Origin of the sequence: uncultured Paraglaciecola sp. (genome assembly GCF_943787955.1) — a bacterium.
Classification (GTDB): domain Bacteria; phylum Pseudomonadota; class Gammaproteobacteria; order Enterobacterales; family Alteromonadaceae; genus Paraglaciecola.
The window spans coordinates 1-12910 of the sequence record NZ_CALSOK010000018.1 but is presented as its reverse complement, the minus strand read 5'-3'; the positions used below and the strand labels follow the sequence as shown (position 1 = coordinate 12910).

9 protein-coding genes and 2 pseudogenes are annotated in these 12910 nt (G+C 37.9%); 7 read left to right on the top strand and 4 right to left on the bottom strand.

Annotation, left to right across the window (positions count from 1 at the left end):
* Positions 1-12: 12 nt before the first annotated feature.
* The 3 genes from Q0Y52_RS16110 to Q0Y52_RS16100 are packed head-to-tail and all read right to left on the bottom strand — an operon-like array spanning position 13 to position 3262.
* Positions 13-1266, bottom strand: coding sequence for a cyclopropane-fatty-acyl-phospholipid synthase family protein (locus tag Q0Y52_RS16110; protein ID WP_297823402.1), 1254 nt, complete (start codon positions 1264-1266; stop codon positions 13-15).
* Between the two features lie 2 nt (positions 1267-1268).
* Positions 1269-1997, bottom strand: coding sequence for a DUF1365 domain-containing protein (locus tag Q0Y52_RS16105; RefSeq protein ID WP_297823400.1), 729 nt, complete (start codon positions 1995-1997; stop codon positions 1269-1271).
* Positions 1997-3262, bottom strand: coding sequence for an FAD-dependent oxidoreductase (locus Q0Y52_RS16100; RefSeq protein ID WP_297823398.1), 1266 nt, complete (start codon positions 3260-3262; stop codon positions 1997-1999). The genes Q0Y52_RS16105 and Q0Y52_RS16100 overlap by 1 nt, the downstream gene beginning before the upstream one ends.
* Positions 3263-3452: 190 nt before the next feature.
* On the opposite strand from Q0Y52_RS16100, the gene Q0Y52_RS16095 reads away from it, so the two are divergent.
* Genes Q0Y52_RS16095 through Q0Y52_RS16085 form a run of 3 tightly spaced genes read left to right on the top strand, consistent with a single transcriptional unit; the run spans position 3453 to position 5366 of the window.
* Positions 3453-4031, top strand: coding sequence for an LON peptidase substrate-binding domain-containing protein (locus tag Q0Y52_RS16095; RefSeq protein ID WP_366939305.1), 579 nt, complete (start codon positions 3453-3455; stop codon positions 4029-4031).
* Positions 4032-4087: 56 nt separating this feature from the next.
* The gene (locus Q0Y52_RS16090) at positions 4088-4702 is read left to right on the top strand and encodes a sigma-70 family RNA polymerase sigma factor (protein ID WP_297823394.1); all 615 of its coding nucleotides are present in this window, start codon (positions 4088-4090) and stop codon (positions 4700-4702) included.
* Positions 4695-5366 (top strand): ChrR family anti-sigma-E factor, encoded by a 672-nt coding sequence (locus Q0Y52_RS16085; protein ID WP_297823392.1) that lies wholly within the window; start codon positions 4695-4697, stop codon positions 5364-5366. Before Q0Y52_RS16090 ends, Q0Y52_RS16085 begins: the two co-directional genes overlap by 8 nt.
* 53 nt (positions 5367-5419) lie before the next feature.
* On the opposite strand, the gene Q0Y52_RS16080 is transcribed toward Q0Y52_RS16085, so the two are convergent.
* Positions 5420-6193, bottom strand: coding sequence for an outer membrane protein assembly factor BamD (locus tag Q0Y52_RS16080; RefSeq protein ID WP_297823390.1), 774 nt, complete (start codon positions 6191-6193; stop codon positions 5420-5422).
* Between the two features lie 172 nt (positions 6194-6365).
* Here Q0Y52_RS16080 and rluD point away from each other — a divergent pair, with 172 nt between their 5' ends.
* The 4 genes and pseudogenes from rluD to pssA all read left to right on the top strand — a co-directional run bounded on the left by rluD (position 6366) and on the right by pssA (position 12745).
* Positions 6366-7349 (top strand): 23S rRNA pseudouridine(1911/1915/1917) synthase RluD, encoded by a 984-nt coding sequence (gene rluD, locus Q0Y52_RS16075; RefSeq protein ID WP_297823388.1) that lies wholly within the window; start codon positions 6366-6368, stop codon positions 7347-7349.
* Between the two features lies 1 nt (position 7350).
* Entirely contained in the window at positions 7351-8109 is a 759-nt protein-coding gene (gene pgeF, locus Q0Y52_RS16070; protein ID WP_297823386.1) for a peptidoglycan editing factor PgeF, read from the top strand.
* 200 nt (positions 8110-8309) lie between these two features.
* A pseudogene (gene clpB / locus Q0Y52_RS16065) lies at positions 8310-10881 on the top strand (ATP-dependent chaperone ClpB).
* Positions 10882-11952: 1071 nt separating this feature from the next.
* Positions 11953-12745 (top strand): annotated as a pseudogene (gene pssA / locus Q0Y52_RS16060) (CDP-diacylglycerol--serine O-phosphatidyltransferase).
* The last annotated feature ends 165 nt before the right edge of the window (positions 12746-12910 follow it).

Sequence of the window (12910 nt, the reverse complement as noted above, 5' to 3'; positions counted from 1 at the left end):
CATTCTCAATTTCTAACGGCTAATACTGTTTGAGAAAGCGGGTTTGCTGATCACTAATTGTACGGTGCTAATAGTGCGTTCTAAAAAGCCACCTTCACAGTAGCTAAAGTAATAACGCCACATATTCATGAACCGTTCATCGTAACCGTCTTTAGCCAACGGCTCTTTGTTTTCTATTAGCTTATCATGCCAGTCTTTCAAGGTCCGCGCATAATCTAAACCTATATCGTGGAGATCACGGATCATCAGGTCTGTATGCTTTCTCAAGTGTTGATTAATTAACAACTGCGAAGGTAAGAAGCCACCTGGGAAGATATGTTTTTGAATGAAATCGACACTTTTGCTATAGCTGTCAAAGCGATGGTCGCTGATGGTTATGGCCTGTAATACCATCAAACCTTCATCTTTTAATAGGTTTGAACATTTCTTAAAAAATGTGGGTAAGTATTCTTTACCCACAGCTTCAATCATTTCAATAGAAACTAGCTTGTCATATTTGCCTTCGAGTAATCTATAGTCTTTTTTCAAGAGAGTGATTTTGTCTTGCAGACCTTCTTTGTTGACTAAATCTTGAGTGTATTGATGCTGTTCTTCTGAAATGGTGGTAGTGGTGACCTTACAGCCATAGTTTCTGGCTGCAAATACTGCCAATCCTCCCCATCCAGTACCTATTTCTACTAAGTGGTCTTCAGGGACTAATTGTAACTTTTCACAAATGGCTTTTAGTTTTGTAATTTGCGCCTGTGCCAGAGTACTGTTTTCTGACGTGTAAATAGCCGCAGAATACATCATGCTATCATCAAGAAATCGAGTATAAAGTTTATTGCCTAAATCATAATGGGCAGCAATATTTTTCTTTGAACCTGTTGCAGAGTTTTTGTTAGCAATGTGGCTAATTTTGCGAATAGGGAAAGCTAACCACTCCATTTTTGCCTCCCAGCTATCGAGAAGAGGCAAATTACGTGCAAAAATACGAATGACGTTGGTTAAATTGGGGGTAGTCCACAAGCCTTCAGAATATGTTTCCCCTGACGCTACGCTGCCACCGAACAATAAACTTTGGTAAACACTTAAACATTGAATATCAATTTCTGCGTGTAAGTCAGAATCCTTCTGGCCATATGTATCCACCAAAATGCCTTTTTCTTTAATTATCATCTGGCCTTGAGGCAGACTGGCAAAAACTTTCAACATAATTGTTTTGCACAATTTGTGTTGCCACGATGAGCTTGAAGACTCTTCTAATACTCGTTCTCCGTTTGGCATAATTATTTTTTTCCTTGTACTGTGTGGGAATAAAAAGGCACACCTTTTAAAAATAGTTTGAGTGCTTGCCAATAAATTCCAAAGACGGTTTTTACCGTCATGCTAGGAATGCATATCAGCATTTTAAAAAGGCTCTTTGAGTTCAGTTCTACTCGTGTCAAATTAAGACTTGCTGCAAAGTGTTTGACTTCTTTGTGGCAAGCAAGAGTCAATTTTAGCGATTGTTCTGGTTGAGATATGTTCCACTTATATTGCATATCCATAGGGTTAAAAGGTGATACATGGAAAGCTTTCTGACAGTCTTCTTGTTTAGCTAAATCAACTAAGTAACAATGCCTATCGTTCCAAGGTGTATTGCTTACCTCAGCTAATAAATGACTGAACGTGCCATTTTTTTGCTGTAAGTAATAGAAATTGACGGGGCTAAAATACAAACCAAAAGTGCGTGTTTGTCCTAACAAATAGATTGTACCTGATAGTGGTCGTTGAGCCAGTTCTGACATTTTGTCAATCACAGATTTTTTAAGGGGTATATTCGCATTACCTAAGTAATCGCTGCGTTTAAACCTTAATGCAGCCCATGATTTTGTTGAAAATCCTTTAACCTCAGCTTCAAGCAAATCAATCTCATCAAGGTTGAGCCATAGTAAAAATATCTGATAAGTAAAGGCATGTTTTTTTGGCACAAATCGGCTGTGAAATACACTTCCTTTGTATAAGGCACTTTGCATTAAAGATATTCACCAAATGACTTACATACGTCCAAAGCACTGTGCACGCCATCTTCGTGGAATCCGTTATACCAATATGCACCACAGAAATGTAGACCGTTTTTTCCAGATATTTCTGACCATCTTTTTTGGGCTGCGATTGTTTGGTTATTAAATTGAGGATGAGCGTATTGATATGTACCCAATATTTTTTCTTGATCTATATCTTTACCGTTGTTCAAGGTGACACAAAAAGTAGTGTCCGATTGTATGTTTTGTAGAATGTTCATATTGTAGGTTAAAACTGCTGGCGCCTGATATTCACCGTCGTAACCTTTAATAAGGTAGTTCCAGCTTGCCCAAGCAAGTTTCCTGACCGGTAGAACGCTATGATCAGTGTGCAGAACGACTTCGTTCTTGACATAGGATATATTCTCTAAGATTTCTGACTGAATTAAACTCGGCGATGTCAGTATGGATAGGGCCTGATCACTATGGCAAGCAAAAATAACCTCATCGAACAAATGCTCGGTACCATCCTTTAAGCAAACTAATTTCTGTTTTTCTATGTTTGTTACCGATTTTACCGGGCTGTTGAGTATTATGTTTTCCTCAAAACCAGCAATGAGTGGTTTAATGTATTCTCTAGAGCCACCCACAATGGATCGCCATTGTGGTCTGTCTGTAACATTGAGCAATCCGTGATTATTGAAAAAACGAAGAAAAAATGTAAACGGAAAAGCTTTGATATTCTGTAAACTAGATGACCATATAGCAGCACACATAGGCAATATGTAGTTGTAGGTGAACTCTTCACTAAACTGATGTTTTAGTAAAAACTCGTGAAGTGTCTCTTGTCCGTAATCAGTCTTTTCTACTGCTCCCTTTTTACATATTTTATTAAATTTGAGAATGTCTCTTACTATTCTCCAAAATTTTGGACGAAATAAATTGCGTCTCTGGGCAAATAAGCTGTTGAGTGTATTACCATTATATTCAAGGTTTTGTGCAAGGTTTTTAACACTAAAGCTCATTTCGGTGGCTTGCGATTGGACACCAATTTTATCCATTAATTTAATAAAGTTTGGATAGGTCCAATCATTAAAAACGATAAAACCTGTATCAATTGCATAATGTTTGCCGTTAACTTCAACATCTTTAGTTGCTGTATGTCCACCAATATAGTTGTTTGCTTCAAAAAGAGTAATGTCATGCTTTTGGTGGAGAAAGTGTCCACAGGTTAAGCCTGAAATGCCTGTGCCTATTATTGCAATCTTTTTACTCATTGTTGTCCTGTTATTTATCTTGTTTGTGACCAATAAAGTTAATTGATCGCTGTGTCGATTCACTAATATTCATACAATATACCTAAATGCATCATCTAGAGATCACTTAATCGGTGCGTTATATTAAAAATTCGATCTTAATTTGAGAATGTGGCGTAAGGACTTTATGAATAAAACAAAGAATTTTAATATGAATTCATCATTTGAACTCCCTTTATTTCCACTTTCGGCACATTTGTTACCTGGTGGAAGGATGTCATTGAGAATATTTGAACCCAGATATGTTCGTATGATCAAAGAAGCATGCAGCACTGATTCAGGCTTTGGTATTTGTATGGTAAATGCACAAGGAGACAAAGAAAAAAATGAGCACATTTATTCAATAGGTACCTACGCAAAAGTCATCGACTTTGATTTGCTAGATAATGGCTTGTTGGGTGTGACTGTTGAGGGACATAGATGCTTTAATATCAGAGCTATAACAAATGAGAGTGACGGATTGAGAGTGGGTCAATGTCAATGGTCAGATGTCTGGACAGCACAATCTGCAGAGCACTCAATCGCACCAATAGATGAAAGATTAATAGAAATATTTGACAAGTATCCAGAATTAAAATCGTTATACCAAACCCCAAAATTTAATGACCCGATATGGGTTATTTATCGTTGGTTAGAATTAATTCCAGTTGATGCAGAAAAAAAACAACAATTAGTACAACAAAAAGATTACTTAAAGGCTCTAAGTTTTTTAACAGAGTTAGTAGACTGATCTTTTAATCACAATAATTAGTATAAGTTACGTCGATGATTAAATGGTATAAACTTATGTTAATTGGAATATCTCAGGAAACAAAACAAATTAATTCCGTAAAGCCAATAGAATGTGCTGAAGAAATGTCTGAATATCTGAGTATTATTGCATCAGAACGCTGCAAACGTTCTTTTTCTAAGATATTTAGTTATTTTGCTCCCAGACTTCGCTCTTACGCCCTGAAGCAAATGGGCAATGAAGCTCTTGCAATGGAGCTTGTCCAAGACACTATGTCTAACGTATGGCAAAAATCACATTTATTTAATTCAGAGAAAGGTTCACCATCTACATGGATCTTTACTATTGCTAGAAATATCCGCTTCGACATGCTCAGAAAGCAAAGAAATCGCAAGGAAGATATATGTTCAGACGATCTATGGCCTGTCTTGTGTGAGCAAACACCAGACGCCAACGAGGTGTCTTTGGACCACCAAGTTACTATGGATGAAATTGGTGTCATGTTTGGTTCTTTACCAGAAAAACAAAGATTGGTGATAGAGGCAATTTATATTGATGGAAAGTCGCAACAAGAAGTTGCTAACGAGCTAGACATCCCACTTGGCACCGTAAAATCACGCACTAGGCTTGCATTGCAACGTTTAAAAGAGATGTTAAAAGATAATGATTAGTTTTCACCCCAGTTTCCAGGATTTACAATCGTTTTCTGCAGGTAATTGCGAACCAGCTTTAGCACTAATGATTTCTGCACATGTTGATATGTGTTCACAATGTCAGCAAGACTGCATTGAGATTCAATCAGAAATGGCTGGTGAATTTATAACCCAGCCATTGCAGGTACCCTCACTCAACAATCAGTATTACAACATGATGTCGAAGATTACCGACTTACCTATTTTAGACAAAATACCACCTGAGTTGAGTGATACTTCAATTGAATTAGATGGTAAATTTTTTGAACTACCCAGAGCTCTTAGACGTTACGTCAAAAACACCGGTAATTGGTCACGTCTAGTGGGCAAATTGTGGCAGGCACCGGTTGACTTAGGCGATATAGGTAAAGCTAATTTTATGTACATGGAAAAAGGTGGCCGGGTACCTGAACATACGCACAAGGGTAATGAAATGACCTTGGTTATCGATGGTCAATTTGGCGATGGTATTGCACATTATGATTGTGGAGACTTTACTGTAATGGATAATAAACATAATCATTTTCCTCACTCGGAAGCAGACGATGGTTGTTTAGTGTTTACAATAGTTGATCAACCACTGCATTTCACTTCAGGTGTTGCAAGATTATTGAATCCATTTAGTCATTTATTCTTCAAATAAAATGCAGACATAAAAAAACGCGCTCTAGCGCGTTTTTTTATGTCTGCATTTTATTAACTAATAAAACTACTGTCTGGATAGTTCAGTTTAAGTGTTTTCATTGCATTGCTTTTTAAGTCGACAAGTTGAAGCTGATCATAACACTCAACCATAATTTCAAGTGCTTCCTGAACATGTGTGGTATCAGGATAATGTTCAATTACATATCTGCCACGGTTAGCTGCTGCCACGTATGCGTCGCGACGCATATAATAACGTGCAATAATTATTTCGTATTTTGCTAAGCGACTTTTGATATGTAACATACGTTTCTGCGCATCAGCAGCATATTTACTATTTGGATACTTTTCAATCAAACGTCTAAAATCATTGAAGGCCTGACGAGAGTTACTCGGATCTCTGTCAGATCTGTCGATGCCTACTAACTCCTGAAAGATATTACTGTCCACTTCCATATTGGTTAAACCACGCATATAAATAGCGTAATCAACATCAGAATGATTGGGGTTGAGCCTGGTAAATCGGTCAATTGTCGCTAATGCTTCATCCGTTTTCCCTGTTTTGTAATAGCCATAAACAAGGTCTAATTGAACTTGATGTGACAATGGTCCAAACGGAAATCGAGAATCCAACGCACTAAGAGTCTCAGTTGCAGCGTTAAAGTTGCCAAGGCGCATTTTTTCTTTAGCATCTTCATATAGACTTTGAGCGCTTCTGTTGCGAAGGACTAGGTCGACATCTTCGTCTTCTGGAGCCGATGAACATCCAGCCACTACAACTAAAACACTGGTTAGTATAATTTTTCTTAAGTTGATTTTACTGATCATATTTCTCTTATTTACCCTCATTTCTATTTCGATTGGTTATGTATGATTCATTAGGGGTAAAAATCCGTTAGAATAGCGTTTTACCAAATCGATAACTCAAATGCATTCTACCCCAGCAAATTGGGCTATGCACATATAAATCGTTACGAAACACATTCAGGATGTTTAATACATGTCTACCGCACATGAAAAAATACAATTACAGGCAAATGTGCCTGAAAACTTATTTGGCAAACGATTAGATCAAGCTTTGGCCGAAATGTTCCCTGATTATTCAAGATCACGCATAAAAGAATGGATTTTGGCTGATTATGTAAAAGTAGATGGGCTGATACTCAACAAACCTAGAGAAAAATTGATAGGTGAGGAGCTGATTGAGATTGAGGCTAAAATTGAAACTCAAGTTCAACATAAGGGGCAAGATATTGACTTAAATATTGTGTTTGAAGATGAACATATTCTAGTTATTAACAAACCTATGAACTTAGTGGTACATCCAGGGGCTGGAAATAGTGACGGTACCGTATTGAATGCCTTGCTCAATCATGCTCCTGAAATTGCTAATGTACCTCGTGCAGGTATTGTGCATAGACTCGATAAAGATACCACTGGCTTAATGGTTGTGGCTAAAACGATCCCTGCACAAACTCATTTAGTTGAACAATTGCAGGCTAGAGAAATTAGTAGAGAATACGAGGCCGTTGTTGTTGGTACTATGGTCGCTGGTGGTTCGGTCGACGAGCCTATTGGACGTCACCCTACTAAGCGAACTAGTATGGCGGTTCGTGAGTCAGGCAAACCTGCAATGACGCATTATCGGGTAAAAGAAAAATTTAGGGCTCACACTTATATAAGATTAAAATTAGAGTCTGGTCGCACTCACCAAATTCGAGTACATATGTCGCATTTACGTTACCCTTTAGTGGGTGATCAGGCTTATGGTGGACGCCCAAGACCACCTAAAGCCTGTAATGAAAATATGGTTAACATGTTAAGAATGTTCCGCCGTCAAGCGCTACATGCAATTCAACTTGAATTGACTCATCCTGTCACAGGTGAGTGGTTAAGTTGGCAGGCTGAGTTACCAGAAGATTTTGTGGAACTTTTAGACGTATTAAGAGAAGACAAATCTGCGAACGGCAGTGGAGAAGTGTAATTTGCTTCAGCATAATTACATTCAACCTAATTGGCCAGCGCCTAATAATGTTAGAGCCTTTACTAGTTGTAGAAGTAAAGGTTTTAGTCATCCTCCTTATGATTCGTTTAATCTTGCTCAGCATGTTGGCGATGACAAATATTTAGTGAATAAAAACCGTCAACTATTACCTAATTATCAGAATTTTATCTGGCTCAATCAAACCCATAGTAACATTTGTGTCGACTTAGATATGATTGACAATGTTATAGACGGAACGCTTCAAGCCGATGCCTGTTTTTCCACCAGGAAAAGCCAAGTTTGCGCTGTTATGACCGCAGATTGCTTACCTATTTTATTGTGTGATAATCAAGGTACTTGTGTTGCGGCAGTGCATGCAGGTTGGCGAGGATTAGCAAACGGTGTGATAGAAAATACCGTGTCTAAGATGCCTATTCATGCAAATAATTTAATTGCTTGGATAGGACCAGCCATCAGTCAAAGACATTTTGAAGTAGGGAAAGAAGTAAAAGAGGCATTTATCGATTATCCACAGGCTTTTAGCCAAAAGACCGAAGAGAAATATTTTACTGATCTTTATTACATAGCTAAGCAAAAAATGTCTGATTTGGGAATTTCCCGTGTTTTTGGCGGCGAATATTGTACTTATCAACAAGCCGATTTATTTTTTTCACACCGTCGAATAACACATCAAGCCGCGAACGGGTCAAATTCTATTCCTACAACTGGCAGAATGGTCAGCGCAATTTACCTTGATTAATATTGATATTTTAAAGCTGAGGTTAATTATTAAGCTCTGTTTGTACAATAGATAAATAGTTGACTATTAATCTATATATAGCTTTACGTATGGTTAGAATTTTTATCCATGCTTTAAGTGCTGACTTTCTTCAACAGACTTGATTAGTAGGTAAATTATACCCATAACCAAGCTATGCAAAGTAGTAGCGGAAAGATTTTATGCGCTTAGATAGTTTTACCAGTAAATTTCAAACAGCCATATCAGAGGCTCAATCTTTAGTTTTAGGCCGCGATCATCAATATATAGAGCCAGTACACTTGATGACTGCCTTGCTTAATCAGCAAGGAGGATCTGTACGTCCGTTATTTGACCAAGCCAATATAAACGTTAATAGTTTACGCTCTGCATTGTCAGTGGCAGTAGATAGGTTACCAAGGGTTGAAGGAACTGGCGGAGATGTACAGCTTGGGAAAAGTACCATAATACTGCTTAATTTAAGCGATAAAATTGCACAAAAACGTAATGACGATTACATCACTTCAGAAGTGTTTGTTTTGGCAGCGCTTCAAGATAAAGGCAGTTTGGGAGAATTACTTAAACAATCTGGTGCTGATAAAGAAAAGATTGAAAAGGCCATTGAAAAAATGCGTGGAGGTCAAAAGGTTACCGATCAAAATGCAGAAGATGTTCGTCAAGCACTAGACAAATTCACCACCGATCTGACTGCCCGAGCAGAGCAGGGCAAACTAGATCCTGTCATTGGAAGGGATGATGAAATTCGGCGAACCATTCAAGTATTGCAACGCCGAACTAAAAATAACCCAGTATTAATTGGTGAGCCAGGCGTGGGTAAAACTGCTATTGCTGAAGGGTTAGCCCAGCGTATTATTAATTCTGAAGTTCCAGAAGGGTTAAAAAACAAACGTGTGTTGTCTCTTGATATGGGGTCACTAATAGCAGGTGCTAAATTTCGTGGTGAGTTTGAAGAGCGTTTAAAAGCTGTGCTTAATGAGCTTAGTAAAGAAGAAGGTCGAGTCATTCTATTCATCGATGAATTACATACTATGGTCGGTGCAGGTAAAGGCGAAGGGGCTATGGATGCTGGCAATATGCTTAAGCCTGCATTGGCAAGGGGAGAGTTACATTGTGTTGGAGCCACGACCCTAAATGAATATCGGCAACATATTGAGAAAGATGCAGCGTTGGAGCGTCGTTTTCAAAAAGTATTAGTAGAAGAACCAAGTGTGGAAGATACCATCGCAATTTTACGGGGTTTAAAAGAACGCTACGAATTGCACCACTCTGTTGAGATAACCGATCCCGCTATTGTAGCTGCAGCAACGTTATCCTGTAGATATATCAGCGATAGACAATTACCTGATAAAGCGATTGATCTTATTGACGAAGCTGCATCAAGCATTCGGTTGCAAATGGACTCCAAGCCTGAAGATATGGATAAACTTGAGAGGCGTATCATTCAGCTTAAACTAGAAGAACAAGCTTTAGCAAAGGAAAAAGATGAAGCGAGTCATAAACGTTTGGAGCTTATTGAGTTAGAGCGAGAGCAGGCCGAATACAAGTTTTCTGCTTTTGAAACAATCTGGATTGCAGAAAAACAAGCAATGCAAGGCACGCAAGCGATACGTTTCTGAGTTAGAACAAGCCAAACTCGACTTAGAAATCGCCCGCAGGGCCTCTGATCTCAGCCGTATGTCCGAATTACAATATGGCAGAATACCTGAACTTGAATCGAAACTAGAATTAGCCACCGAGTCGGAAACGCAAGAGACAACTTTGTTGAAAAACAAAGTAACTGAAAACGAAATAGCAGATGTACTATCTAAATGGACTGGCATACCTGTTTCTAAAATGCTCGAAGGCGAAAGAGCTAAGTTATTGGCAATGGAAGAGGCTGTGCATAAACGGGTGGTTGGTCAGGATGAAGCTGTCACTGCAGTTGCCAATGCTATACGCCGATCACGGGCAGGGTTATCTGATCCTAACCGTCCAATAGGTTCTTTTTTATTTTTAGGCCCAACGGGTGTGGGTAAAACAGAGCTCTGCAAAACACTGGCTAATTTTTTATTTGATACTGATGATGCCATGGTGCGAATTGACATGTCTGAATTTATGGAAAAACACTCTGTTGCGCGCATGGTAGGTGCACCTCCTGGATATGTCGGTTATGAAGAGGGAGGTTACTTAACAGAAGCTGTCAGACGTAAACCTTACTCAGTCATTTTGCTCGATGAAGTGGAAAAGGCCCATCCTGATGTGTTTAATATTTTATTACAGGTATTAGATGATGGTAGGCTAACTGATGGTCAGGGGCGAACTGTCGACTTTAAAAATACGGTGATTATTATGACCTCTAATCTTGGCTCGGATATTATTCAAGAAGTCAGCGGTGAAAATAATTATCAACAAATGAAAGGCTTAGTAATGGGGGCTGTCGGCGAGCATTTTAGACCAGAGTTTCTTAATCGAGTGGATGATATTGTGGTATTCCATCCGCTGGGTAAAGAACAGATCACAGCAATAGCTAAGATACAACTGCGATCGTTAAGAGAACGACTTGCAGATGAAGGTTATAAATTGGAGTTAAGCCTTGCTGCCTTGGAAAAAATCGCTGATGCAGGTTTTGACCCTGTTTATGGTGCAAGACCTCTGAAACGTGCAATTCAAAGTGAAATTGAAAATCCACTCGCACAGAAGATATTGGCTGGAGATTTAGGTGAAGATGGAATAGTTAAAATTGACGTAATGGGTTCAGAGATCACTATACATTAAGACAATTGGGCGTTATATATTTGATGTAATGCCACTTTTTATAATGAATTAAATACGTTTTCCAATGCAAAAATTACAAATATTACAGAGACTAGTGTGATTTTTCATCATCAACTCGTTCAGGAAAATCCGAAGACGTTTTTTAAATTTTACTTAACTTCGTTTCACTGTATTGTATTGATTGTTGTAATGTTTAGGCAATATGAAAATAAATAGCTTGTGCTTGTTTAAAGGGTACTAGACGCTCTTCATAGAGGACTAATTTAACTAAAATCTACTATGAGTTATAATACTGTCAGCACAGTTTTGGGATTTTCTGATACTGTTTTGACATCCTCAACTAACATTAATTATAAAGGTTCTGCTAGTTGCCATTTATTTTGATTCATCAAATGTTCGGCTAGGTACTCTATAAGCCAGTTGTATTTAAGCTCTTCTTCTACTGATTAACCGTAAATGTTTGTGGTTAAATTATATAGCCAAATGCTAGTTAGAAATAAGATGCTATGGTTCGAGATTTATTGTCCCATACATGAATAATCAGACCACTCCTTAAATAGAAATGCGTAAATTGATATTGTTTGTTGTGGCGACACTAGGACTAGCATTTAATGCTTAATCGTCTGGTAACTCAATAATTGACATGTTAACTGTTCATGTTCTCAAAGTTCTATTTTGCCATTCCTTCAAACTTTGGTCTTACAGTAATCTACTTAAATGAAATTAGCTTAAGATTTCTTAATTACTAGGGTAGGTAATTTATTAATTATTGGTAATAAATATATATGAGCTACACATGATATATCTTGTATAAATTTATAAAGAGGGGAAGTCTGATATTGTCATTATCTTTTGTGAAATCAGGCTTATCAGGTAATGATGGTAGTCATTTAGATTTATGTGATTTCCGTATTAATCAATCTGTAGTGATTCGCATTACTGATAGGTGATTCATAAGGGAGGCATTGGGATGTACTGCGCTATATAAGTGTTTACCTATATACTAACAACAGGTAAACACGATAAACTCAACTTATACATTAATAAGATATAAACTTTGGGATGCAAGCAATGACTGAACAGAAACGCAGGGGAATTTACCTTCTACCAAACTTATTAACCACTGCAGGTTTGTTTTCTGGATTTTTCGCCATTGTATCTTCAATGAACGGTCGTTTTGAAGCAGCCGCAGTTGCCATATTTGTGGCAATGATCTTTGATGGGTTAGATGGGCGTGTTGCTAGGATGACCAATACCCAGAGTGAGTTTGGCGCTGAGTATGACTCTATGGCGGATATGGTTTCTTTTGGGGGTGGCACCTGCAATTGTAGCTTATAACTGGGGATTGACCGGATTAGGTAAAATTGGCTGGCTTGCCGCTTTTATCTATGTAGCAGCTGCTGCATTAAGACTTGCACGCTTTAATACGCAAATAGGCATAGCTGATAATAGGTATTTTCAAGGTCTCGCTAGTCCTGCTGCTGCTGCACTAGTCGCTGGATTGATATGGGTAGGAGTAGAATACGATATAAATGGTCAAGACTATGGGATCATAGTCGCTATCATCACAGGGGTAGCAGGCTTATTAATGGTAAGTAACTTTAAATACAACTCGTTCAAAGAATTAAATTTGCATGGCAAAGTACCTTTTGTTGCCCTGTTGATTATCATGCTGATTTTTGTGGTGGTCGCAACTGAACCTGCTTTAGTTCTTTTTATAGTGTTTGCCTTATATGCGTTGGCAGGTCCAATCAATACTTTTAGAACAGTTGATAAACTAAGGATCGAAGATGTAGTTGGAGATGCCAAAGAACATGATGAAGAATGCCAAAATGGAGAAGATAAAAATACAGAAGATAAATAGGTATCTCGGTATTTAAAAAGGGTATTTGTATTATAAATTGTTAGTATTGTAAGGTTTTAACTTGCTATAAAAAACTATAGACAATAAGAACTATTTTAAAAGGCATTCACTTAGTTGAATGCTTTTTTTATGGTTTAAACCCAAAATTCCCTTTAGTAAAAAAGT